The following is a 23,347-nucleotide window of genomic DNA, read 5'->3' as shown; positions in this document are numbered from 1 at the left end:
ATGGGGTCGGTCAGGTGTTGTCGAAGCAAAGCCTATGCGCCGAATGTGACGTGCGCCTCACCGGAAAGAAAAATCATTGCGTGCACCACCACTACCGGTGTCTTCCAGGTAGCATCTTGCTTTTTTCGGGCTGCTGCCCTCTGAGGGGCCGTCCCCCGGGGCGGTGGGACGGGCCCGAAGAATCCCTTTCCCCGGAGGACGGAAAGGCCGCCAGGATGGCAGCATGGACCTTTCCGCGACCGCTCGTGCCCTGGGGCTTGCCGCCGACGCGGCCCCCACCCTGGCCTCCCTCGCCGACTTTCCCGCTCCCGAGCCCGCGCCGCTGCCTCCGCCCGAGGCCGCGCGCGGGGTGTTGGACGCGCTCGCGTTCGATGAGGCGGACCGCGCCGACCTGCTGGCCCTGTGGCCCGCCCCGGACTGGCCCGATACCGCCCGGTGGCTGCTGGACGCCTGCCACGCCCGTGTCGTCGCCGACCAGGGCCGCCCCGGCTGGGTCGACTGGCCCGACCTGACCTCCGCCGACGACGCCCGTGTGCGCTGCGCCCCCGTCTACGCGTTCCTCGCCGCCACGCCCCTGCTGCGCGAGCAGCACCGCCGCCGCGGTGTGCCCGCCGACGTCACCGCGGCCACCCTCGCCGACGTGGGCCGCCACGTGGCCAAGACCCGCCGCATGTACGGGCGGGTGGGTCTGGACCTGCCCGTCTGGATCGCCCTGCACTACCGCGGGTCGCTGTTGGAGGTGGGGCGCCTGCAGTACGAGACGGCCCGCCTCGACGACGGCGACTTCCCCGGTGTCGCGGAACTGGCGGGCGGACAGCCCCTGGCGCGCCTGCACATCCCCGCCTCCGGGCCGCTGGCCCCCGAGGCGGTGGACGCCTCCCTGGCTCGCGCCCGCGCGGTGCTGGCCGCCGTCACCGGCCAGGAGGTGCGCGTGGCCACCTGCACCTCCTGGCTGCTGGACCCCCAGCTCCGGCGGTACCTGCCAGCCGGCTCCAACATCCTCGCCTTCCAGGACCGCTTCACCCTGACCGACCGGGTCGGCCCCGGCGACGCCGACGTGTTCCGGTTCGTGTTCGAGTGCCCCGAGGTGGCCCCCGACCGGGTCGAGCCCGCCAGTCGCCTGCAGCGCGGCGTGCTGGACCTGCTGGAGCGCGGCGGCTCCTGGCGGGTGCGCACCGGCTGGCTGCGCCTGCCCTGACGGGTGGGGCCCGCCCCGGGGCGGGCCCCGCGCCGCGTCGGCCGCCCGGCCGTTCAGCCGAGCGGGGCCTCGGTGTCGGTGAGCGCGGCCAGGGCCGGGGCGTACATGCGGGTCTTGATGGTGCCGACGGTGGATCCGGCCTTGGCGGCCAGGGCGGCGGCGACGTCCACGGCGGTGGCGCGCACGGCGTCGGCGGCCACCGCGTGGTCGACGACGCCCGCGGCCAGCGCGTCGTGGCCGCCGTAGCGGCGGGCGGTGACCATGGCCTCGTGCGCGGTCTGCGGGGCCAGCCTGGCCTGGATGAGCGCGGACATGCCGGGGGTGAAGGGGATGTTGATGTCGGCCTCGGGCAGACACCAGAACCCCCGGTCGGCGCGCATCACGCGGAAGTCGTGGGCCAGGGAGAGCATGGCGCCGGCCGCGAAGGTGTGGCCCTGCAGGGCGGCGACGGTGACCAGCGGCAGCGTCAGCGTCCGCGCGAGCAGCGCGTGGACGCTGACGACGTAGTCGACGTGCTGGTCGGGGTGGGCGGCCAGCCAGTCCAGGTCCAGCCCGTTGGAGAAGAACTTGCCGGTGGCGGCGGTCACCAGGGCGCGTGGCCCCTCCGTCTTCTCCACCTCGTCGAGTGCGGCGTTGACCGCGGCGATCCAGTCGGGGTGGAAGCGGTTCTCGCCGTCGCCGAGGTCGAGGACGAAGACGTCGCCCTGGCGGTCGAGGGTGGGCATGGCGGCTCCTCACAGGTGGGGTCGGGGCGCAGCACCCGGGGGTGTGCGACCCCCAATGTTACTATCCGGTAACCAAGGTTGGGGTGGGGGGAGCCGCCCACGCCCGCATCACCGCCGTCCACCGGCGCCGACCGGCGGAGGAGAGGGCGCCGGACAGGCGGGACCGGCACCCGCCCGTCACGGCGGCGGTTCCCGCACGACACCGGCGATGACCGCGGTCACGGTCCTGTGGACGGCCCCGGCCTCCGGCGGGGTGCCCCTGCGGTCGGCGAAGAGCAGGTGCCCGGCCCCGACCAGCGTGGGGGCGAGCGTGTCGACGTCGGCGTCGGCCGCGACGCGACCCAGTTCGCGCTCGGCGGCGAGGTAGGAGGCGATCATGGCCGTGGCCTCCGCCAGCAGCGGGACACCGGTGGGCGTGGCCTGACGCAGCCGGGCGCGCAGGTCGTCCCGGAAGGTGACGAGGCCGACGATCGCCACGGCGACCGATCCGAACAGGTCCACCAGCGCGCCGGTGAGGTTGTCGGCGACGGTGCCGGTCCCGGCGGAGTCGCGCAGGGCCGCGGCCCGGGTGTCGATCCGGGCGATGCGGTCCAGCACGAACTCGGCGAGGAAGGCGTCGAAGTCGGCGAAGTGCCGGTGCAGCACGCCCTTGGCGCAGCCCGCCTCGGCGGTGACCGCCCGGCTGGTCAGCGCGTTCGGCCCGTCCTGGAGCAGGACGCGCTCGGCGGCGGCGAACAGTTGCTCGCGCGCGTCGCGCAGGGCCACCCCTGTCGGCATACCGTGCCTCCCTCACTTCGTTCGATGGGTTCCGTCGTTGACGAGTGGGCACGCGCCCACTACGGTGGGCGCGTGCCCACTCTACCGCCGGAGCAACCGCGACCCCCCGAACACGAGCCCCACCACCACCGACAGGTGGCGGAGTCCTTCGGCGCGGACGCCCAACGCTACGACCGGACCCGCCCCCGCTACCCCGACGCGCTGGTGGAGCGGATCGTCGCCGCCAGCCCCGGCCCCGACGTCCTCGACGTCGGCTGCGGCACCGGAATCGCCGCCCGGCAGTTCCGGGCGGCCGGGTGCAGGGTGCTCGGAGTCGATCCCGACGCGCGGATGGCCGACCTGGCGCGACGGTCCGGAATCGAGGTCGACGTGGCGACGTTCGAAGCCTGGGACCCGGCCGGCCGGGAGTTCGACGCGGTCGTCGCCGGACAGGCCTGGCACTGGACCGACCCGGTCGCGGGAGCGGCCAAGGCCGCGCGGGTGCTGCGTCCCGGCGGCCGACTGGCAGCGTTGTGGAACGTGTTCCAACTCCCACCCGACGTGGCGGAAGCCCTCTCCGAGGTCCACCGGCGAGCAGCGCCCGACTCACCGCTCGACCCGCGGGCGATGACGCGACAGACCCAGGACGGCTACTCCGCGCTGCTGGCCAGGACGGCCGACGGGATCCGCCGGGCGGGCGCCTTCGGCGAGCCGGAGCAGTGGCGGTTCGACTGGGAACGGTCCTCCACCCGAGACGAGTGGCTCGACCAGATCCCCACCCTCGGCCCCTTCACCCGGCTTCCACCGGACAGGCTGGCGCAGGTGCTCGAGGGTGTCGGAGCCGCTGTCGACAGGAGGGGAGGCAGCCTCACGATGCGTTACGCGACGGTGGCGGTCACCGCGGCACGAACCGGCCCCGCCTGACCCGGCTCCCCGACCCCGCGGCAACCGCCGGCCAGGCGACCGCCTCCGCCCGGGCGAAGCGGCACCGGCCGCTGCCCCGCCTCCTCGCGGGGCAGCGGTCAGACCGCCAGCAGCCGCGCGGCGTCGTCGGAGGAGAACCCCGAGGCCTCCCCGGCGTACACCACCCGGCCCGCGTCCATCACCGTCACCGTGTCGGCCAGCCCCAACGCCACATCCAGGTACTGCTCCACCAGCAGCACCGCCACCCCGCGCGCGGCCACCCGCGCGATCGCCTCGGCGATCTCGGCCACGATGGAGGGCTGGATGCCCTCGGTGGGCTCGTCCAGCACCAGCAGCCTGGGATCGGCCACCAGCGCCCGCGCGATCGCCAACTGCTGGGCCTGCCCGCCCGACAGCAGCCCCGCCCGCCGCTTCAGCAGCGGCTTCAACCTCGGAAACAGCTCCAACTGCGCCTCGATCGACACCTGCGCACCCCGAGACGCTCCGTCCGCCGCCACCCGCAGGTTCTCCCACACCGTCAGCGGCGCGAACGTCTCGTGCCCCTGGGGCGCATACCCCATACCCGAGCGCACCCGCGCGTGCGTGGGCGTGCGCGTGATGTCGGTTCCGTCGAAGACCACCGTTCCGCGCACGGCCGGAACCAACCCCATGACGGTGTTGAGCAGCGTGGTCTTGCCGACCCCGTTGCGGCCCATCACACACGCCACCTGACCGGCCCCCACCGCCACGTCCACGTCGAACAGCACCTGGGCGCGCCCGTACCCCGAGCACAGCCCCCTGATCTCCAGCACGGTCACTCCACCTCCACAGCACCCGCGGCGACGGGCTCGGCCACCCGCACGTCACGTCCCAGATAGACCTCCTGCACCCGCGGATCGGCCTGCACCCGGGCGACCGTGCCCTCGGTCAGCACCCGGCCCTCGTGCAGCACGGTGACATCGCGGGCGTAGCGCCGCAGGAACTCCATGTCGTGCTCGACCACGACCACGGTGTGGTCGGCGGAGATCTCGGTCAGCAACTCGCCGGTGCGCTCCCGCTCGGCCGCGCTCATGCCCGCCACCGGCTCGTCCAGCAGCAGCAGCCGCGGCTGCTGCGCCAGCAGCATGCCGATCTCCAGCCACTGCCGCTGGCCGTGGGAGAGCACACCCGCTCCGCGGTCGGCCAACCGCAGCAGCCCCACCCGTTCCAGCACGGCGGCCACCGCGTCGCTGATGCCGCGCCGCCGCCGCAGCAGCCGCAGCGGCCCCATCCGGTAGGACGCGGCCAGGTCGACGTTGTCGGCCACGCTCAACCGCTCGAACACCGTGGCGGTCTGGAAGGTGCGGCCGATGCCCGCGCGCACGATCGCGTGCTCCCTGCGCCCCGTGATGTCGACGCCGCCGAACAGCACCCGGCCGCCGCTGGGGCGGGTGCGTCCGGTGATCACGTCGATGAGGGTGGTCTTGCCCGCGCCGTTGGGACCGATCAGGAACCGCAGCTCCCGTTCGGCGACCGACAGGTCGACCCCGTCCACGGCGGTGAAGGACCCGAACACGACCTTGATCTCACTCAGCCGCAGCAGCGGCTCCACCGATGACGTCACTGACTGCTCCCCTGGAGTTGTTGCCGACGGCCGCGGTGGCGCCACCACTCGGCCGCCGTCTCGGCGATCCCCGCCAGACCGCGCGGGGCGAACACGATCACCACCACGAACAGGGCGCCCTGCAGATAGGTCCAACCGCCCGCGAAGCTCTCGGAGAACGTGGTCTGCGCGGCATTCACCAGCACCGCGCCCACCACCGCTCCCGCCAGACTGAACCGGCCCCCGATCGCCACGGCCAGCACCATCATCAGCGACGGGATGATGCCCAGCGACGAGGGCGCGATGATGCCCATCACCAGCACGAACAGCGCGCCGCCCACGCCCGCGGCCATCGCCGACAGCGTGTAGGCCAGCGTCTTGACCCACGTGGGGTCATAGCCCAGAAACCGCACCCGGTCCTCGCCGTCACGCACCGCCACCAGCAGCGACCCGTAGCGGCTGCGCACCACCTGCCGGAAGGCCACATAGACCAGGGCGGCGACCGCCACCACCGCCACATACACCCACCGCTTGGTGTCGGGGCTGTAGAGGCTGGCGCCGAACAGGGTGGGGAACCTGGTCAGCCCGTTGGTGCCGCCCGTCAGGTGCTGCTGGTTGATCAGCAGGATCACGAACGCCGCGGCCAGCGCCTGGTTGAGGATGGCGAAGTAGGCGCCGCGCACCCGCTGCCGAAACACCGCCCAGCCCAGCACGGCCGCGACCAGGCCGGGCACCAGCACCGCGGCGGCGATCGCCACGGCCGGGTGGGCGAAGGGACGCCACAGCGCGGGCAGCTCGTCGATCCCGCTCCAGGCCATGAAGTCGGGCACCCCGCCCGACAGCGGGTCGGAGGCCACCCGCTCCAACGTCAAGTACATGCCCATCGCGTAGCCGCCCAGGCCGAAGAACACGCCCTGTCCCAGCGTCAGCATGCCGCCGCGGCCCCACGCCAGCGCGATGCCCATGCCCACGATCGCAAAACACAGGTACTGGGCGACCAGGTTGAGGCGGAACGGCTCCACAACCGCGGGCACAACGCCCAACGCCACGGCCAGCACGGCGACGAAGACGGCCGGGCCCGCCAGGCGGGAGGGCCACGGCCGCTCCCGCGGCGGCGCGGCGGCGGGCGGGGGAGAGGTGATGGTCGACGTCATCTGGTCTCCTCTGAGGAACCCCCCGCCTCCCGGCGGGGGGAGGAAGTCAGGTCAGCGCCCTCGTCCGTACGGTGAACATTCCTTGCGGACGCAACTGGAGGAAGACGATGATGGCGGCGAAGACGATGACCTTGGCCAGGCTCGCGCCGCTCCACGGCTCCACCAGCGCGTTGAGCAGTCCCAGGGCGAGGGCCGCCAGCACGGTGCCGCGCAACTGGCCCAGACCGCCCACCACCACGACCAGGAACGCGTCCACGATGTAGTTGGTGCCGGTGGTGGGACCGGTGGGACCGATCAGGGTCAGCGCCACGCCCGCGATCCCGGCCAGCCCCGATCCGAGGAAGAAGGTGGTGGCGTCCACCCGGCGGGTCGCGATCCCCGACACCGCCGCCAGGTCGCGGTTGTGGATGACCGCGCGCATGCGCCGCCCCGACCGGGAGCGGTTCAGGTAGTAGGCGATGGCCGCCACGCACACCGCCGCCAGCGCCAGGATGAACATCCGCGCGTGGGGAAGCTGCATTCCCGCCACCGTGGCGCCGCCCGCCAGCCACGCGGGCGCGGGCACGCTCACGTTGGGCGCGCCGAAGACGTCGCGCGCCAACTGCTGCAGCACCAGTCCGATGCCGAACGTCAGCAGCAGCGTGTCCAGGGGGCGCCCGTAGAAGCGCCGGATCAGTCCGGCCTCCAGGGCCAGCCCGAGCAGCCCGGTGACGAGGAACGCCACCGGAAGCGCGACCAGCAGCGAGTAGGAGGCGGGCAGGCCCACCCACGCCTGCATCACGAACGCCGTGTAGGCGCCCACCATGATGAACTCGCCGTGCGCCATGTTGATGACGCCCATCTGCCCGAACGTGAAGTTCAGGCCGAGCGCCGCCAGCAGCAGCACGGCGCCGATCGACAACCCGACCGGCAGTTGGGCAAGCAGTTGGTTGATCGCGTCCATAGTGCGCACCGTTCCTGCTCCCGGGCGCCAGCGCGGTCCGGTGCTGGCGCCCGGGAGACTGGGTCAGGGGGTCGGGAACCTCACAGGTCCGCGGCCCAGTCGTAGCCCTCCAGGTAGGGGTCGGGGACGATGGGCTCACCCGAGTTCCACACCTCGGTGATCATGCCGTCGGAGCCGATCTCGCCGATGCGGGCGATCTTGTGCACGTGCTGGGTGGCGCCGTCGATGGTGACGGTGCCCTCGGGCGCGTCCAGGGTGATGCCGTCCAACGCCTCGCGCACCGCGTCGACCTCGAAGCTGTCGGCCTTCTCGACCGCGGCCTTCCACAGGTGGACGGCGTTGTAGGCGGACTGCATCGGGTCGGAGGTGACCCGGTCGGAGCCGTAGGCCTCCTGGAAGGCGGCGACGAACTCGGCGTTGGCGGGGGTGTCGGTGGTCTGGTAGTAGTTCCACGCCACCAGGTGGCCGGTGATGTTGTCGGTGCCGATGCCGCCGACCTCCTCCTCGGCGACGCTGACGCTGAGCACCGGGATGTCCTCGGGACTCACCCCGGCCGAGCGCAACTGCTGGAAGAAGCTGACGTTGGAGTCGCCGTTGAGGGTGTTGAACACCGCGTCGGCGTCAGAGGAGGCGATGTCGTTGGCGATGGTGGAGTACTCGGTGTGCCCGAGGGGGGTGTACTCCTCCGCCACGATCTCCATGTCGTTGGCCGCGGCGTAGGCGGTGATGATCTGGTTGGCGGTGCGGGGGAACACGTAGTCGCTGCCGACCAGGTAGAGCTTGGTGTGGCCGGCCTCCTTCAGGTAGTCGAGGGCGGGCACGATCTGCTGGTTGGTGGTGGCGCCGGTGTAGACGATGTTGGGGGAGCTCTCCAGGCCCTCGTACTGCACCGGGTACCACAGCAGGCCGTTGTTGCCCTCGAACACCGGCAGCATCGCCTGGCGCGACGCCGAGGTCCAGCCGCCGAAGACGGTGGCCACACCGTCGGACTGCAGCAGCTTCTCCGCCTTCTCGGCGAAGACCGCGGGCTCGGAGGCGCCGTCCTCCTCGACCGGTTCGATCTGGCGGCCCAGCACGCCGCCGTCGGCGTTGATCTCGTCGATGGCGAGCTGGACGGCGTCGCGGACCGTCACCTCGCTGATGGCCATCGTGCCGGACAGCGAGTGCAGCATGCCGACTCTGACCGTGTCCTCGCCGCCGTCGTCGGCGCTGCCGCCGGCGCAGCCGGACAGCACCAGGGCGGCTGCGGTCAGTAACGACGCGGCGACGCCGCCTCGACGCAGAATGCTCACGCTTGCTTCTCCTCGGTGTCGGGGGATGCGGGATACCGGAGTGGATACAGCTACGGAGTCTGGCCACTCCCCGTTGCCTCGGAGAAAAACGCCCGTTACGCCGGTGTTTCCTGGTGGACGCACCGCGTTACGACACTTCACATACCTCCGTAACGGCACAGTCCGAAACGGGTCCGTCACCCAGCGGACACGGATCTGCGCCCAGGGCGCCCCGCCGGGGCCGCGAGCCGGAGGGGGAGGCGGCCGTCCCGGGGGAGCCCTCCGGGACGGCGCGCACCACGACCGGGCCCACCCCGGTGAGCTCCGCCCGCGATCGCGGGCGGAGCTCACCGGGAGGCGGTCGCCTGCTCCGCCTCCATCAACCCCAGCGCCCCCAGCAGCGTGTGCACCGCGCCCACGTCGTGCTCCACCGTCGGCGTGTACTCGCACACCCCCACACCCACCACGTCGTGGTGGGCCGTGATCGACGCCAGCGCCGCCGCCACCGATCCCACCCGCGGCCCCATGGGGGTCGGGCACGCCACCGCGGCCAACTCGGCCGGATCGCACACGTCCATGTCCAGGTGGACGTAGGCCGGAGTGCCCGGGGAGCGCCCGGCGACCACCGACCGCGGATCGGCGGTCAGCCGCGTGGTGTCGACCACGTCGATGCGCGCGGCCCGGACGAACTCGACCTCGCCCGGGTCGGCCGAGCGCGCGCCCACCAGCGTCACCTGCGACGGCACCAGCCGACTCTCGCCCAGCAGCGCGGGATGCCCCTCGCCCAGCAGCAGCCGCAGCGCCATGCCGTGCACCCGCCCGGTGGGGGAGGAGGCGGGGGTGTTCAGGTCGGCGTGGGCGTCCACCCAGTACACCACCATGCCCGGGTGGCGGCGGGCCAGGTGCTCGATCGCCGCCAGGTCGCTGGCGCAGTCCCCGCCCAGGGTCAGCACCCGCCGCGGGGCGCGTCTGAGCATGCGCGTGCGCATCTGCCGCACCGCCTGGGCCACCAACTCCAGGTTGCACACGCCGTCGGTGGCGCCGCGCCGACCGTCCGACACCGCCATGTGCATCCGACTGCCCGACGCGGGCACCAGCCGCGCCAGCGCGCTCGCACCGGCCGCGATCCGCACGTCGTCGCCGCCCTGCCACAGGGGTACCACAAGGTCCATGTCACGCTGCCACATGGCGCCCACCCTAACCGGAGTGCGCCCCGCGGAAAGCTGCTCCACGTAGTCACCCCCGACGGGGGAGCAGCGGCCACCGCCTCCGTCCCCGGTGACCGGCCACACCGTCCACACGCGGACGACTTCCGAAAGGGAGTGGCGGGTCGGGGCAGAGGCGGGCGATTCTTGTCCCCCCGGCGAACAGAGAGAAGGCCCCCATGTCCCCCTGGTCCGCTCCCGTCTCCGAGGCTTCCTTCACCGGCCCGGGCAGGCTCGGTTCCATGCCCCGTCCGCGCGGCGGGGACTGGCTCGACGACGAGATGCGCGCGCTGCGCTCCGCGGGCGTGGACGTCCTGGTCAGCCTGCTCACCCGGGACGAGCAGAGCGGACTGGAGCTGCTCGGCGAGGGCGGGCCTCGGCTACCGCGAGTTCCCCGTGCCCGACCGCACCGCGCCCCGGGTGGCGGCGCTGACCCGGGAGGCCGACGCGCTGGCCGACCACCTGGCGGCGGTCCTCATCCGTCTGGGCCACGATCCCGAGCAGGTGCGGGCGGACCTGACCGCCTGCCAGGGGCTGCCCGTGCCCGACACCTCCGAGTAGCGCGCCGCGGCCGTGAAGCGTCCGTGCGGCGGGCGCCACCCCTTCCGCACGCCCCTTCCCCTTCCGCCGATAATCAACATTATGTCAAGTAGCGGTTCCGGGGGCCCTCCCCGGCGCAGGCCACAACCACCGGAGGGCTCGGGCACGACAGGTGTCGATCGGTCCGGCCGACGGGCACGGCGCACGCAACCGGCTCCGGACGGCCGGCCCGTCGGCAGTACCCGACCGACGACGGTGGCGCGCCGCCTTCGGAGGCGCAAACCGGGGCACCCGCGCGACATGCGACTGGGCGCGGCCTTCCGGGCGGGCCGCGCACGGCAGTCCCGGGCGCACTCCTCCGCGCCGGTCGTGGACCGGCGCGGAGCCCGGCGGAAGAAGTTTTGCTGCATAAAATATGTTATGCAGCAAAAATCTTGATGTACGGATGATTCCCGCGTACGGTGCTGCCCACCGGTTCCCCGGACCTGTTCGACACACCACCGGTCCTCCCCACCCGACAACCCACGCCCCTCCCGACCGCCCGTGCGGAAGACCCTCTCGACGCGCGACCCCCCTGTCCGGTTCACACCGCCGCACCCCGGAATCCGACTTGGCCACAACTGGTCACAAGTGGGTTAAAAGACTGGGCTAGAAGGTTTGGTCGGGGGATCCTCATATGCGTGTCGAACAGTTCCAGCCGATCCGCTGACCCCTCCTACAGCCCTGCTCCCCTACCGGAGGCAGATCCCCTCGACCCGCCCGTGCGCTCCAGGAGGCGCCGCCACGCCGCACCCGAGGCGCCCCCCTCCCCACCGATGAAACCTCCGGTTCCCCGGCTGGTCGGCATCGACGTCGCCCGCGGTCTGGCGATCCTGGGCATGTTCGTGGTGCACGTGGGCGTGGGGTGGACCCTCGCCGACGGCTCCAACCCGCTGCAGCCGATCGCGGCCGGACGCTCCGCCGCGCTGTTCGCGCTGCTGGCGGGCGTGTCCATCGCGCTGCTCTCGGGCGGGCACGACCGCAAGGTCAACCGGGACCTGGGCATGGCGCTGTGGCGGGTGATCGTGCGCGCCGCCGTCATGCTCGCCCTGGGCACGGCCCTGACCATGCTGGGCACCCCGGTCTCGGTGATCCTGGCCTACTACGCGGTGTTCTTCGTGTTCGCCGCCATGCTGCTGACCGAGCGGTGGGGCATCATCGCGGGCGCCGCCGCGGTCCTCGGCGTCCTCGGACCGGTCGTGTCGTTCTGGGTGCGCTCCCTGATCGCCGCGGACGGAACGGTGGCGGGGATCGTCGACACCGTCAACGCCTACGACCCGCTCGTGGCACTGGCCGACGACGGGATCGTGAACTTCCTGCTGACCGGCTCCTATCCGGCGATCACCTGGCTGCCGTTCGTGTTCGCGGGCCTGGCGATCGGCCGACTCGACCTGCACTCCACACGGGTGCGCTGGCGCCTGGTCGCCCTGGGGACGATCCTGGCCGCCGCGTCCTACACCGTGTCGTGGCTGGCGGTGCGTGTGCTCGGCGTCGACGCGCGCCTGGCCGCCACCCTCGACCCCGGCATCGGCGCCCCCTACGGCGCCGAGGGGTTCGACCTGCTGTTCACCGAGGGGCTGGGCGGCACGGTGCCCACCACCGACTGGGCGTGGCTGCTGGTGACGATTCCGCACAGCGGAACACCCCTGGACGTCTACGGGGCCGGTGGCGTGGCGATCGCCCTGCTGGGCCTGTGCCTGATCGTCACCGACGCGCTGGGACGCGCGGCCTGGCTGGTCTATCCGCTGGTGTCGGTGGGCATGCTGGCGCTGACCACCTACGTGGGGCACATCCTGGTGATCTGGCTGGACGACAACAGCATGCTGGACGGCACCCCGCTGTCCTTCGTCTCCGAGTGGCTGAGCCTGTCGATCCTGCTCGGCGCGCTGCTGTTCGCCACCCTGTGGCGGCTCGCGGTCAGGCGGCGCGGCCCGTTGGAGTGGCCGTTGCACGTGGTGTCCTCGTGGGTGGCCAGGCGCATCCCCTGACGCGGGGATGGTGACGGCGGGCGGGTCGCGTGGGGGCGGCTCGCCCGCCGCTTCTGTCACAGGCTCCCCCTAGTATTGCGGCCCTGTGAACACCGGTCTCTTCGGAGGAATCATGTCCCGTATCGGCCGACTGACCGTGCTCGTCGCGGACCTGGATGCCGCGATCGACTTCTACACCGGAGCCCTCGGCTTCCGCGTGCTTTTCGACGCCCGTCTCCCTTCCGGATTCCGCTCCGTCCACGTGGGTCCGGGGGCCGTCGACGAGCCGGGGCTGTGGCTGATGCCCGCAGAAGGCGATCGTGTCGGCTCCCGGACCGCGGGGGCGCCCCTGCTCGTGCTGTACAGCGACGATCTCGACAAGGACCTCGACCGCCTCGCCGAGGCCGGGGTGATGCCGCATCTGGGCCCCGAGGGCGAGCCGGGCGCCCGGTACGCCCACGTGCGCGACCCGTGGGGCAACGAGATCGTGCTCGCCCAGACCCCCCGCGGCTAGGCGGTACTCCTGCGGCCTCGGCCTCGGCCTCGCGGTGCGGGGCCGAGGCCGCCTGGCCGGGGGCCCACGGTCGAGCGGGTCCGGTGGGTCGGCGACGGCGGACGCCCCTCGCGGGCCCCGCCCCGGAAGCCGGGCCTCAGGGCACGGGGGTGTCGCCGCCGGTCAGGCGGCGCAGCACGTCGTAGGTGCGGTTGGCGCGGGCGGCCTCGCGCTGGGAGCGGGCGGTGACGTCGATGTAGGCCTGCGAGGAGGTCACGGAGGTGTGGCCGAGCAGGTGCATGATCTCGGTGACCGACGCGCCGTCCTCGGCCAGGCGGGTGGCGAAGGTGTGGCGCAGGGCGTGCACGAGGGTGCCGCGGGAGACGCGGTCGTAGACCCCGGCGTGCCGGTAGCACTGGCGGACCAGGTACTGCAGGCCGCCGCGGCGCAGTGCCCGGCCGCGGTTGTCGACCAGCAGCGGGGCGTCGCCGGTGAGGCGGACGCCGAAACGGACCCGTCGGGTGCCGAGGTAGGCGTCGATGAGCGCTTCCAGCGGGGCCTCCACCGGCAGGGATCGGGTGCGCCCGCCCTTGCCGACCACGCGTAGGCGCCGCTCTCCCGGCCGTCCGCTGAGGGAGTCCAGGCGCAGCGCGAGCATCTCGGCGGAGCGCAGTCCGGTGAGCAGGGCCAGCGCCAGCACGGCGAGGTCGCGTTCGGGCCAGGGGTCGCGGGCCCTGCGACATCCCCGGGCCAGCGCGGTGAGCAGGCGTTCGGGGGTGTCCTCGCCCATGAGGGGTTTGGGTTGGCGGGCCGGTGGGCGGGGCCGGGGCACGGCGGGCATGGGGTTGCCGTCGACCAGGTTCTCGGTGACCAGGAACGCGAAGAACCCGTTCCAGGTGGACCAGGCGCGCAGCACGCTGGAGGCGGCGCGGTCGGCGGCGAACGCGGCGAAGGCGTGGCGCAGCAGGACGGCGGTGAGGTCGTCGAGGGTGAGCGCGGAGACGGGACGCCGGTCGACGCGGGCGGCGCAGTCCAGGACCGCGGTCAGGTCGCGCCGGTAGGCGGCGATGGTGTGCGGGGAGGGCTTGGCCGCCCGCCGGACCGTCAGGTACTCGTCGACGGCGTCGGCGGCGCGCATGCGCGGGGGCTCGGTGGGCTGGGGGGTGGTGCCGGGGGCGACGCTCATCGGATCTGGGGCGGCTCCCGCGGACGGGGAGCGCGCCTGTGTCCTCCTTTCGGTGCTCGGCGGACGGAGTCCGGCGCTGCGGTTTTCCGCCCACTGTGCTTCTACCGTGTTCCGTACCGGCGTGCCATGCTCGTCCAGCCGCCAGGCGGCCCATGTGCGCCCCCACCAGCCGCAGCACTCCCGCGTCCCGCTCGGTCAGGCCCCTGGGCCGGTCTCTCGGACACTGACGGCGGACCCGCGACGGCCTGTTGTTCGGCTCAGCCACGCCCAGCGGCCTCCACCGCCCTGCGGGCACGGCTGCGCGCAGATCGGCACTCATACCGGCGGGCACACAACAAGGTCGGCACCTCCACCATGTCCCGCACCAGATCGTCTCCGACCTCGCCGCGATCCAAACACCACCAAGCGCCACCCCGGTGCGGACAGAGCAGCCTCGACCGACTCGGCGTTCATCCGGCCCCGGTCTCCGTGCTCCACCAGCCGAGCGGTCTGCCGCTCAGGGCCGGCTTCTGCCCGGGTGAGGACGCCCGGGCCTACCGGCCGACGCTCTCGGTCTTCGTTCACCAGGATCGTGCGCGGCCCCGCCTGCCTGACCGGAACCGGCAGCGTCCCCCCGCGGAACCAGCGGTACGCGGCGCGGTTCCCTGCGCTCACGCCCCTTCCGTTCACCGGCTGTGGGACTCCTTCCGCGGCAGCGGTCCGACGTCGGCGTGCCGCCCCGGGCGTGTTGCCGCGTGCCGCTGCCCGGGGCCGGGGCCCGAGCGGGCGGCCAGGGCGTCGGCCACGCCACCGGTGGCGAAGGCGTAGACCGTCTTGTGCAGCAGGTCCACCACCAGTTCGCGGCGGGGCCACGACGCGGGCGGCGCGCCGACTCCGGTGGCGTTCTCCAGGATCTGGTCGGTGGTGAGTCGGACCACCGCGAACTTCGCCGAGGACCACGGACCGCGCAGCCCGGCGTGGGCCATCACCGAACGCAGCACGCCCAGCAGGGCCCCCTGCCCGAGGTGCATGACCCAGTTCGCCGGCTCGGACTGGCGTCCGTGCCGTTCGGCCATACCGGTCAGCCGTTCGAGGACCCGCGCCGGAACATACGAGTCAGGCCGACCGGTCAGCCGCTGCTCGACCTTCTCCCCCAGCGTCATCACCACGGTCCCGGCCGTTCCGGCGATCAGTCCCTGCCACAGTGCGTGTCTCATCATGACGCTCTCGTACCCGGCGACCGCGCCTTGTCGCCGACCGGTTTGCGCATCCTTGGTCTGCGGCGGGCTGTTGCCGGTGGCTTCCCGCCCCGTCCGTCTCGCGGTGCGGCGGTGCCCTTGGGGACCGGACCGTCGAGGACCCGGGGTCTACGACCGTAGACTGCTCCGTCGGATCCAGCGCCGCTACGGGGCCGCGTCGGAGCAACCGGGCGGGTGTGGGTGTGCGGGAACCGCGGTGCGGCCGAGGTGCTCGGTGTACCGCCGCTCCCCGGTTTGCGGGATCGATCGACCAGCGAGTGAGTGGACTTTTACGTGATCATTACGACGGTCAATGTCAACGGGCTGCGCGCGGCGGCCCGCAAGGGGTTCGTGGAGTGGCTTGCGGCCACCAAGGCGGACGTGGTGTGCCTGCAGGAGACGCGCGCGGAGCTCGCGCAGCTTCCGGCGGAGGTCGCCGAACCCGAGGGGTGGCACGTGGTGCTGGCCCCGTCCAACGCCAAGGGGCGCGCGGGCGTGGCGGTGTACTCCCGCACGGCCCCCGACGCGGTGCGGGTGGGGTTCGACTGCGCGGAGTTCGACGCCTCGGGCCGCTACGTCGAGGCCGACTTCGGGCCGGTGAGCGTGGCGAGCCTGTACCTGCCCTCCGGCCAGGTCAACACGCCGCTGCAGGAGGAGAAGGAGCGCTTCATGGCGGCGTTCCTGCCCTACCTGGTGCGGCGGCGCGCCGAGGTGGAGGCCGGGGGCCGGGACCTGGTGGTGTGCGGCGACTGGAACATCGCACACCGGGAGGCCGACCTGAAGAACTGGCGGACCAACCGCAGGAACTCGGGGTTCCTGCCCGAGGAGCGGGAGTGGCTGTCGCGGGTGTTCGACGAGGCCGGGTACGTGGACGTGGTGCGGTCGCTGCTGCCGGACCAGGACGGTCCCTACTCGTGGTGGTCCTACCGGGGTCGGGCGTTCGACAACGACGCGGGGTGGCGTATCGACTACCAGGTGTCCACGCCCGCGTTGGCGGCGCGGGCGGAGCGCGCGTGTGTGGAGCGGGCCCTCTCCCACGACCGGCGGTGGTCCGATCACGCGCCGGTCACCGTGGTCTACACCGATTAGTCCGTTTTTCGGTGGTGGCGTCGGGGAGAATGGGGCCGGTGGCGGTTTCGGGGTGGGGAGGCGTTGATGCGCGTGCCGATCGTCCTGGTGCACGGTCTGCGGACGTCGCGGACCATGTGGCGTCCGCAACTGGAGGCGCTGCGCGCGCGGGGACGCACCGTGGTGGCGGTGGACCTGCCCGGTCACGGCACGCGGCGGGGTGAGGTTTTCACCCTGGGCGGTGCGGTGGAGACGGTGCGCGACGCCGTGGATTCGGTGGGCTCCTCGGCGCTGGTGGTGGGGTTGAGCCTGGGCGGGTTCGTGTCGATCGCGGCGGCCGCGGCCTATCCGGAGCGGGTGGCGGGGCTGGTGGCGGCGGGGTGTTCGGCGCGGCCGGTGCACGGGTGGGCGAGCATGTACCGGCTTCCCACGGTCCTGATGGACCGCCTGCCGGACCGGGGTCTGTCGGTCAACCAGCGGTTCCACCGTCTCACGCTGCCCGCGGACGGCGCCGAGGCGGTGTTGGACGGCGGGTTGGCGATGGAGGCGGGACGCGCGGTGATCGAGGAGGTCACCGATCTGGACGTGCTGGGGCTGTTGACGGCCTATCCGGGAACGGTGTGGCTGGTCAACGGGGCCCGCGACCACTTCCGCATCCACGAGAGGCTGTTTCTGGACGCGTGCGTGGACGGCCGGCTGCTGGTGGTGCCGCGTGCGGGTCACATGGTGAACCTGGACCAGCCGGAGATCTTCACCCGGCTGGTGATGGACGCGGCCGACGCGGTGGCGGGTCGGTCGGCGGCCGGGGGCGAGGAGGGTGCGGGCTCCTCCGTGTGAGGCGCCCGCCTTCCGGTGCGGCTCAGGTGGTCGGTGCCGTCGTGGGGCGGCAGGCCAGCGCGAGTGCCTCGTCGACCGCCGCACGGTCGACCTTCGGTGGTTGTCCCGGGAGGGCGAAGAGTCTCCAGACGGCGGTGAGGCACCGGCCCAGTTCGGTGCGGGCCCGCCGGGCCGTGGGGACTCCGTCTCTCCAGAGTCGGTGGAAGTGGTGCTGGGTGGTCAGGGCGATGTGGTTGAGGAACGCCGACGGGTCGGGCACCGGGGCCAGCCGTCCCGCCTCGACGTCAGCGGCGTAGACGGGCAGGGCTTTGTCGATCCACCGGGTGGCGACCTGCTGGTCCCAGGCGCGGGCGAAGGTCCTGTCGCGCGCGTAGATCTCCAGCGCCATGACGAACACCACCCGGTGGCGCGCCCACAGGCAGAACACGTTCACGAACGCGGTGCTGAGGTAGGTGCCCAGGTCGGCGGCGTTGTCGGTGTGTCCCTGGTGGAACACCTCCGCGGCGGAGCGGTCGATCAACGCCAGGCACATCTCGTCGACCGTCCTGAAGTGGTTGTAGACGCTGGGGCGCTTCAGTCCCGCGCGTTCGGCGACGTCGGCCATGCTCACCCTCGCCGCGGGAGAGGCGTCCAGCAGTTCGTGCAGCGCGTCCAGGATCCTGTCGCGGGTGGCCTGTCCCTTGCAGGAGGGGGCGGGAGAACCGAACCGAGGCGCCATGGGATGAAGAATAACGAGTCCCTGGAGAGGTCCGACCACCCCCTTTGGGGCGGGCGTCCGTCTGGTTGCCGGGGGCGGACCGGTACGGCTGCGGAGAGCACGGTGCGGCCCCGCCCCGGGGAGCGCGGGGCCGCACCGTGGCGCCTCAGCGGGCCGCGGACACGGTCCGGCAGTGGTCGACGACGATGTCGGCCAGGCGGCCGAGGGTGGTGTCCAGGTCGAGCAGGGCGCGCACGCCGAAGGACTGCAGGGCGGGGTGGGCGTCGCGGACGGCGTCGCGCAGACCGATCGCCGCGACCGAGGTGAGGCCGAGGTCGACCAGTGGTGTCTCGGGGTCGACGTCCTGGGGTGTGGTGCCCAGGGTGTCGGCGAGCAGGTGGACGAGGGCCTCGGCGATCAGGGCGGAGTCGGTGTCGGGGGCGTCCAGGGCTTCGGCCAGGGTGGGGGCCGCCTCGGCGTCGGTCAGCTGGCCGTGGTCCCAGCAGACCGGTAGCCGCACCGGTGGTTGTATCGGTTCGGGCCAGTGGGTGGGGGTGTGTCCGTTCGTGTGGAGGGCGGCGAGTTGGTCCAGCAGGGCGGCGTGGTCGTCGCGGTCGGTGGTTCCGGCGGCGATGACGGTGACCGGGATCTGGTGGTGGGTCAGGGTGGTGGTGGCGGCGCGGGACAGGGTGGAGCGTCCGCCGAGTTCCAGCACAACCGCGTCGGTGCCCGCGGCGAGGGGCAGGGTGTCGGTGAGGCGGACCGGGGAGCGCAGTTGCCGGGCCCAGTAGGCGGCGTCCAGTCGCGTCCCGTCGAGGGGGGCCGCGTCGGCGGTGGAGTGGAAGACGGCGGTGCCGCCGCGGGGTGCCAGGCCGTGCAGTGCTTCGGTGAGGCGGGGCAGCAGGGGTTGCACGGCGGGTGAGTGGGCGGGCACGTCGTGGGCCACCCGACGGGCGAAGACCCCCTGGGCGTCCAGGGCCTCGCGGAGTTCTTCCAGGGGCCGGGTGGGGCCGCTGACGACGGTGGCGTCAGGAGCGTTGCGCGCGGCCACCACCAGGGTGTCGGCGTGGCCGTGGGCGGCGATGGCCTCCTCGGCCCGCTGCGGGTCGAGGTCGGTGACCAGCAGGCCGCCCAGCGGTTCGGTCTCGGCGAGCAGGGCGGAGCGGGCGGCGACCACGCGGGCGGCGTCGTCCAGCGTGAGCGCTCCGGCGGCGTGGGCGGCGGCGACCTCGCCCAGGGAGTGGCCGATCACCGCGTCCGGAGTGTAGCCCCAGTGTCGCCAGGTCGCGGTCTGGGCGGTCTGGGTGAGCCAGATGGCGTGCTGGGCGGTCTCGAACCCGGTGATCGGCTCGCCCGGCCGCCACGGCCGCCGGCCCAGGTGGGCGGCCAGCGCGGCACGGGCCTCCTCCAGCGCCTCGCGGAACACCGGCAGGACCGCATAGCAGGCGGCGGCCATGTCCGCGTGCTGGGAGCCGTGCCCGGCGAACATCCACACCAGCCGCCCGGGCTTCTCGGGTGCGGTGTGCGGGCCGACCAGAGCCGGATGGGCGTGCCCGTCAGCCAGCGCGGACAGCGCCTCGGCGGCCTGCCCGGCAGAGGAGACGACCACGGCGGCCCGCACCTTCTCGTGGGCGCGCCGGTGCTGCGCGGTCGACGCCGTCGCGCCCAGATCAGCGTCGGCCACCACCGGAGCCCAGGCCGCGGCGGTGCCGCGCAGCCGCACCTCGCTGGGGGCACTGACGGGAATGACCCGATGCCCGGCAACTTCCTGCTCCCCGGACTCGCCTTCGGGGGCGGGCGCCTGTTCCAGGACGATGTGGACGTTGGAGCCGCCGAACCCGAAGGCACTGACTCCGGCGGTGCGCGGCCGAGAGGTCTGGGGCCAGGGCTCCGGCCGGGTGGGCACACGCAGCGGCAGCCGCGCCAGGGAAGGGCGGATCGTCTCGTGGGCGGCGGTCGGCGGGACGGTGGCGTGGTGCAGGGCCAGGGCGGCCGCCGCCACCCCCAGCAGTCCGGAGGCTCCCTCGGTGTGTCCGAGGGTGGACTTGATCGAGCCGATGGTCAGGGGTTCGTCCCGTCCCGCGGCGAGGACGCGGGCCAGGGCGCGGCCCTCGGAGGAGTCCCCGGCCTTGGTGCCGGTGCCGTGGCAGACCACGTAGTCCACGTGGGACGGGTCCATTCCGGCGCTGGCATAGGCGTCGGTCAGAAGCGCGGTGTGGGCGTCGCGGTTGGGCGCGTACAGGCCCGGGGAGCGGCCGTCGGAGTTGGCGACCGAGCCGCGCAGTACCGCGTAGACGCGGTCGTGGTGGCGCTGGGCCTCTTCGGTGCGGCGCAGCACCAGCGCCACGACCCCCTCGGCGCGCACGTAGCCCTCGCCGTGCTCGTCGAAGGGGCGGCACACCCCGTCGGGGGCGAGTACCCCGGCGTCGTGGAAGGCGGCGGTGGGGCCGGGGTTGAGCAGGATGTTGGCGCCGATGACGATGGCGGTGTCGACCTCTGCCGACTCCACCGACTGGCGGGCCAGGTGCAGCGCGGTGCCCGACGCCGAGCAGGCGGTGTCGACCGCCAGGGAGGGGCCGCGCAGGTCCAGGGTGTAGGAGACGCGGTTGGCCAGGATCGACGGCGATGTCCCCGACACGGTGTGCATGTCGACCCTGCGCCCCGCGGCGAAGTTCAGGGCGGCCTGGTCGAAGGAGGCGGACCCGACCCACACGCCCACCCGCGTCGATCCGGCCAGTGCGGCCGGGGACAGGCCCGCGTCCGCCAGGGCCTCGACGACGACCTCCATGACCATGCGCTGCTGGGGGTCCATCTGTGCGGCCTCTCCGGCGGGAATGCCGAAGTAGGAGTGGTCGAAGGCGTCGATGTCGTCGATCACGCCGGCGATCCACGGCTCGTCGGGCCGCTGGTCGGGGTGGAGCAGGGCGGCCATCCGCTCCCACCGCTGCGGTGGGATGGGTCGGGGCAGGAGTGCGCCTTCGGTCAGGGCGTCCCACAGTGCGGCGGGGTCGTGGACTCCTCCGGGCAGACGGCAGCCGATTCCGGTGATCGCGGCCAGGGCTTCGAGGGGACGGCGGGGACGTTTTTCGGACACAGCAGAACCTCGTCACGTGATCGGTGGCGGAAACGCGGATGAGGGTGGCTGGCGGGCAACGCGGTCGGGGCTCCCCTGGGGCGGGGAGGGACCGTCGTCGGCCTCCCTCCCCGCGCGAGGACGGCGGCGGCTACTTGGTCGCCACCCACACCCCGGTGCAGCCGTGCACCTGGAACTGCACGTCGGAGAAGTGCTTGTCCAAGATGGCACGCAGGTCCTCGGAGCTGTCGCCGAGGTTGCAGAAGGTGTTCTGCTTGCTGTTGTAGACGTCCAGGAGTCTGCGGGCGATCCCGTTGACCCGTACCCCCTCGCCCTTGGCCAGGACCGTGGCGCCGAAGAACCGGCCACCGGGTTTGAGGGCGCGCGCGGCCTCGGCGATCAGAGCCTCCTTGTCCAGCAGGTTCTTTCCGCGCACGGTGTGCAGCATCATGTGGCAGTCCACCGAGTCGAGGCCGGCCTCCTCCACCGGCCAGCGTTGCAGGGCGTCCTGTTCGATGGTGTGCACGTCGAAGCGGTCGCCCACCCGTTGTGCGGTGACGTCCAGGCAGGCGCGGTTGAGGTCGAGCAGGTGCAGGGTGCGCAGCGGGGTGTTCTTGGGGAGTTTGGCCAGGAAGTAGCCGTTGCCCGGTCCCACGGTCAGGTGGGTCCGGCCCACGTGTTCGCGGTGGTTGCGGTGCACGACCGGGTTGGGCAGTTTCCAGGCCAGGGTGTGGCTGAACCAGATCACCACCGGCGTGTAGACCATCTTCAGCACGGTGGGGCTGTAGAGCCCCTCGTTCGCCTCGTTGGAGGAGATTTGGGACACGACGCAACCTCAATTTCTAGCTGGCGTAACTGGGGATCGGAGGGGGCGGGGGAGAAAAGCGGGGGCGCGTCATCCGGGGAAATGGCGGCCGAGAAGCAGGAGACACCTATGTCACGGAAGGATCAACCAGCGGCAACCAGGCAATACGCGCCTCTCTGTGAAAACGGGGGAAACACCGCGGGCGTATCGGACGCAGAGCCTACAGAAGCCACATCCGATACCCCCTGGCTCATGTTTCCCAATTTTATCCACTTAAACAGTTTGGTGGGAAAGTTCCCTTTGGTGGGATTTTGTTCACCGTCGGTCCATGACAGGGGGAACACGTGGCGGGGCCGCCCCACGACGTGGGGCGGCCCCGCCACGACTCGGCCTCAGCCCGTCTTGGCCGCCACCTCAGCGATGTAGGCGCGCGCCGCCTCAGGGTCGAACATCCACCGCTCGTAGTCGGCCGGGTCGTCGAACCCGCCGATCCAGCGGTCGGCGACCTGCTGGTACCGCAGGGCCGCCTCCACCAGCTCGCCGAAGTGCTCGGGGATCTCCCCCCGCCAGAACCCGTGGACCATGTCCGAGAACACCGCGGCGTGACGGCCGCGGTCCTGGTAGAAGTCCTCGAACGTCGCGGTCATGAACTCCTCGTCGAACCGCCCGCCGCGGGAGCTGTGGGCGAGGATCGCGTCGGCGTAGGACTGGGCGCAGAAGGTGGAGTTCGCCCACCCCTGCCCCGCCACCGGGTCGGAGGTGACCACCACGTCGGCCATGCCCAGCACGGGAGTGCCGTCGACGAGGGCGACCGGCTTGCGCACCGCCGGGGTGAACCGCGAGTAGGCGATGCCCTTGGGCCCGCCCACCAGGTCGTCGACGCCGAGGTGGGCGATACGCTCACCCACGTCGGGCATGACCTTGCCCAGCAGGGTCTGCATGCCCGCCAGCAGCGGCGCCGGGTTGCGCCCGGCCATGCCCTCGGCGTCCAGGGCTCCCCCCGGAGTACTGAGCATCGTCACGCTGGTGGCCTCGCCCTCGGCGGTGAGCACCGGCGTGAAGTACACCTCGCCGCCGTTGGTGGAGTAGACGTCGAACTGCTGCTCGCCCTGCCACGTGACACCGTCCAGGAAGGCCTGGGTCATCACGCGCTCGTGCGCACCGGAGGAACGGTCCGGCTCGACGTCGAACAGGGCTCCCAGCCCGCCCGCGCCGACCGCGATGACCACCAGGTCGTACATGCGCACGTAGTACCGCAGGTCTTCCGGGGTGGTCGTCTGGATGTGGACCTTGGCCCCCTTGTCCTCCAGGTTCTCCAACCAGTCGGCCATCTTCACCCTGCGGTCCACGCTGACCGCGTAACCGCCGACCCGCTGCGCCACGGGGGAGGCGTCGAACCGGCCCGAGTACTCCACCCAGTCACCCGTGGGAGGACGCAGCGACATGTTCACCCGTTCGAACCGGGGGGCCTGCTCCTTCCACAGGTCCAGGCCGGCCTGCTCCTCCAGCGCCCGGGTGGACGGCCAGGAGAACTGGGTGACCGACGCCCGGCCGTCGCGGATCTCCAGGGAGGTCTGATTGGTGGCCAACTCGACCCCGAAACCGTGATCGAGCAGTCGGTGACCCAGGTACAGGCCGGACTGACCGGCTCCGACGATCAACACCCGGGGGGACGACGAGGGGGACAT

Annotated in this window: 21 protein-coding genes; 7 read left to right on the top strand and 14 right to left on the bottom strand. The window is 72.4% G+C overall.

The annotated features are described in order from the left end of the window. Positions 1-223 precede the first annotated feature (223 nt). Entirely contained in the window at positions 224-1,198 is a 975-nt protein-coding gene (locus NI17_RS07685) for an acyltransferase domain-containing protein (protein ID WP_068690425.1), read from the top strand. Between the two features lie 53 nt (positions 1,199-1,251). Here NI17_RS07685 and NI17_RS07680 read toward each other — a convergent pair whose 3' ends face one another. Then, a complete protein-coding gene (locus NI17_RS07680) occupies positions 1,252-1,923 on the bottom strand; it encodes an enoyl-CoA hydratase-related protein (RefSeq protein ID WP_243597656.1) in 672 nt (223 codons plus the stop codon). A 177-nt stretch (positions 1,924-2,100) separates the two neighbouring features. Further along, positions 2,101-2,700, bottom strand: coding sequence for a TetR/AcrR family transcriptional regulator (locus NI17_RS07675; RefSeq protein ID WP_068690423.1), 600 nt, complete (start codon positions 2,698-2,700; stop codon positions 2,101-2,103). A gap of 72 nt (positions 2,701-2,772) precedes the next feature. Between NI17_RS07675 and NI17_RS07670 the strand changes: the two genes are divergently transcribed. Beyond that, the gene (locus NI17_RS07670) at positions 2,773-3,603 is read left to right on the top strand and encodes a class I SAM-dependent methyltransferase (protein WP_234401849.1); all 831 of its coding nucleotides are present in this window, start codon (positions 2,773-2,775) and stop codon (positions 3,601-3,603) included. 98 nt (positions 3,604-3,701) lie between these two features. Here NI17_RS07670 and NI17_RS07665 read toward each other — a convergent pair whose 3' ends face one another. The 6 genes from NI17_RS07665 to NI17_RS07640 form a co-directional block, all read right to left on the bottom strand. Next, complete coding sequence (locus tag NI17_RS07665; protein ID WP_324609955.1) at positions 3,702-4,400, bottom strand: ABC transporter ATP-binding protein; 699 nt, start codon at positions 4,398-4,400, stop codon at positions 3,702-3,704. Then, positions 4,397-5,185 carry an urea ABC transporter ATP-binding protein UrtD gene (urtD, locus tag NI17_RS07660; RefSeq protein WP_243597655.1) on the bottom strand — a complete coding sequence of 263 codons (789 nt, stop codon included), beginning with the start codon at positions 5,183-5,185 and terminating at the stop codon, positions 4,397-4,399. The genes NI17_RS07665 and urtD overlap by 4 nt, the downstream gene beginning before the upstream one ends. Further along, positions 5,182-6,318 carry an urea ABC transporter permease subunit UrtC gene (gene urtC / locus NI17_RS07655; RefSeq protein WP_084012550.1) on the bottom strand — a complete coding sequence of 379 codons (1,137 nt, stop codon included), beginning with the start codon at positions 6,316-6,318 and terminating at the stop codon, positions 5,182-5,184. Before urtC ends, urtD begins: the two co-directional genes overlap by 4 nt. A 46-nt stretch (positions 6,319-6,364) precedes the next feature. Continuing rightward, a complete protein-coding gene (gene urtB, locus NI17_RS07650; RefSeq protein ID WP_199860012.1) occupies positions 6,365-7,252 on the bottom strand; it encodes an urea ABC transporter permease subunit UrtB in 888 nt (295 codons plus the stop codon). An 89-nt stretch (positions 7,253-7,341) separates the two neighbouring features. Continuing rightward, positions 7,342-8,547: an urea ABC transporter substrate-binding protein gene (gene urtA, locus NI17_RS07645; protein WP_068690683.1), complete on the bottom strand. Its 1,206-nt coding sequence runs from the start codon at positions 8,545-8,547 to the stop codon at positions 7,342-7,344. Positions 8,548-8,879: 332 nt separating this feature from the next. After that, a complete protein-coding gene (locus NI17_RS07640; RefSeq protein WP_068690681.1) occupies positions 8,880-9,719 on the bottom strand; it encodes an arginase family protein in 840 nt (279 codons plus the stop codon). A gap of 414 nt (positions 9,720-10,133) precedes the next feature. Between NI17_RS07640 and NI17_RS07635 the strand changes: the two genes are divergently transcribed. The 3 genes from NI17_RS07635 (at position 10,134) to NI17_RS07625 (ending at position 12,797) form a co-directional block, all read left to right on the top strand. Beyond that, a complete protein-coding gene (locus NI17_RS07635; protein ID WP_199859999.1) occupies positions 10,134-10,298 on the top strand; it encodes a hypothetical protein in 165 nt (54 codons plus the stop codon). A gap of 740 nt (positions 10,299-11,038) precedes the next feature. Further along, complete coding sequence (locus NI17_RS07630; RefSeq protein ID WP_243597654.1) at positions 11,039-12,304, top strand: DUF418 domain-containing protein; 1,266 nt, start codon at positions 11,039-11,041, stop codon at positions 12,302-12,304. A 112-nt stretch (positions 12,305-12,416) separates the two neighbouring features. Next, positions 12,417-12,797, top strand: a complete 381-nt coding sequence (locus NI17_RS07625) for a VOC family protein (protein WP_084012910.1) — start codon at positions 12,417-12,419, stop codon at positions 12,795-12,797. A gap of 136 nt (positions 12,798-12,933) precedes the next feature. On the opposite strand, the gene NI17_RS07620 is transcribed toward NI17_RS07625, so the two are convergent. Together NI17_RS07620 and NI17_RS07610 are read right to left on the bottom strand one after the other, a co-directional pair. Then, positions 12,934-13,962 (bottom strand): tyrosine-type recombinase/integrase, encoded by a 1,029-nt coding sequence (locus tag NI17_RS07620; RefSeq protein ID WP_369974894.1) that lies wholly within the window; start codon positions 13,960-13,962, stop codon positions 12,934-12,936. 665 nt (positions 13,963-14,627) lie between these two features. After that, positions 14,628-15,161 (bottom strand): hypothetical protein, encoded by a 534-nt coding sequence (locus NI17_RS07610; protein ID WP_068694283.1) that lies wholly within the window; start codon positions 15,159-15,161, stop codon positions 14,628-14,630. A 315-nt stretch (positions 15,162-15,476) separates the two neighbouring features. Here NI17_RS07610 and NI17_RS07605 point away from each other — a divergent pair, with 315 nt between their 5' ends. After that, entirely contained in the window at positions 15,477-16,268 is a 792-nt protein-coding gene (locus NI17_RS07605) for an exodeoxyribonuclease III (RefSeq protein WP_068694285.1), read from the top strand. A 66-nt stretch (positions 16,269-16,334) separates the two neighbouring features. Then, positions 16,335-17,084 (top strand): alpha/beta fold hydrolase, encoded by a 750-nt coding sequence (locus tag NI17_RS07600; RefSeq protein WP_068694281.1) that lies wholly within the window; start codon positions 16,335-16,337, stop codon positions 17,082-17,084. 22 nt (positions 17,085-17,106) lie between these two features. Here NI17_RS07600 and NI17_RS07595 read toward each other — a convergent pair whose 3' ends face one another. From NI17_RS07595 to NI17_RS07580, 4 genes are all read right to left on the bottom strand, one after another. Then, positions 17,107-17,802, bottom strand: a complete 696-nt coding sequence (locus NI17_RS07595; protein WP_068694279.1) for a TetR/AcrR family transcriptional regulator — start codon at positions 17,800-17,802, stop codon at positions 17,107-17,109. 145 nt (positions 17,803-17,947) lie between these two features. Continuing rightward, positions 17,948-20,875, bottom strand: coding sequence for a type I polyketide synthase (locus NI17_RS07590; protein WP_243597653.1), 2,928 nt, complete (start codon positions 20,873-20,875; stop codon positions 17,948-17,950). Between the two features lie 130 nt (positions 20,876-21,005). Further along, a complete protein-coding gene (locus tag NI17_RS07585) occupies positions 21,006-21,680 on the bottom strand; it encodes a class I SAM-dependent methyltransferase (RefSeq protein WP_068693147.1) in 675 nt (224 codons plus the stop codon). Positions 21,681-22,051: 371 nt separating this feature from the next. Then, entirely contained in the window at positions 22,052-23,347 is a 1,296-nt protein-coding gene (locus NI17_RS07580; protein ID WP_068693148.1) for a styrene monooxygenase/indole monooxygenase family protein, read from the bottom strand.

This window comes from Thermobifida halotolerans (assembly GCF_003574835.2).
Taxonomy (GTDB): domain Bacteria; phylum Actinomycetota; class Actinomycetes; order Streptosporangiales; family Streptosporangiaceae; genus Thermobifida; species Thermobifida halotolerans.
Note: the sequence above shows the minus strand (reverse complement) of the source record. Positions and strands in the feature narration are given on the sequence as shown.

What these genes read in the sequence shown, in the direction of transcription:
- NI17_RS07685 (WP_068690425.1), top strand. Translation starts at nt 224, where the DNA reads ATGGACCTTTCCGCGACCGCTCGTGCCCTGGGGCTTGCCGCCGACGCG.
- NI17_RS07680 (WP_243597656.1), bottom strand. Translation starts at nt 1,923, where the DNA reads ATGCCCACCCTCGACCGCCAGGGCGACGTCTTCGTCCTCGACCTCGGC.
- NI17_RS07675 (WP_068690423.1), bottom strand. Translation starts at nt 2,700, where the DNA reads ATGCCGACAGGGGTGGCCCTGCGCGACGCGCGCGAGCAACTGTTCGCC.
- urtC (WP_084012550.1), bottom strand. Translation starts at nt 6,318, where the DNA reads ATGACGTCGACCATCACCTCTCCCCCGCCCGCCGCCGCGCCGCCGCGG.
- NI17_RS07640 (WP_068690681.1), bottom strand. Translation starts at nt 9,719, where the DNA reads ATGTGGCAGCGTGACATGGACCTTGTGGTACCCCTGTGGCAGGGCGGC.
- NI17_RS07625 (WP_084012910.1), top strand. Translation starts at nt 12,417, where the DNA reads ATGTCCCGTATCGGCCGACTGACCGTGCTCGTCGCGGACCTGGATGCC.
- NI17_RS07620 (WP_369974894.1), bottom strand. Translation starts at nt 13,962, where the DNA reads ATGAGCGTCGCCCCCGGCACCACCCCCCAGCCCACCGAGCCCCCGCGC.
- NI17_RS07610 (WP_068694283.1), bottom strand. Translation starts at nt 15,161, where the DNA reads ATGATGAGACACGCACTGTGGCAGGGACTGATCGCCGGAACGGCCGGG.
- NI17_RS07600 (WP_068694281.1), top strand. Translation starts at nt 16,335, where the DNA reads ATGCGCGTGCCGATCGTCCTGGTGCACGGTCTGCGGACGTCGCGGACC.
- NI17_RS07595 (WP_068694279.1), bottom strand. Translation starts at nt 17,802, where the DNA reads ATGGCGCCTCGGTTCGGTTCTCCCGCCCCCTCCTGCAAGGGACAGGCC.
- NI17_RS07580 (WP_068693148.1), bottom strand. Translation starts at nt 23,347, where the DNA reads ATGTCCCCCTCGTCGTCCCCCCGGGTGTTGATCGTCGGAGCCGGTCAG.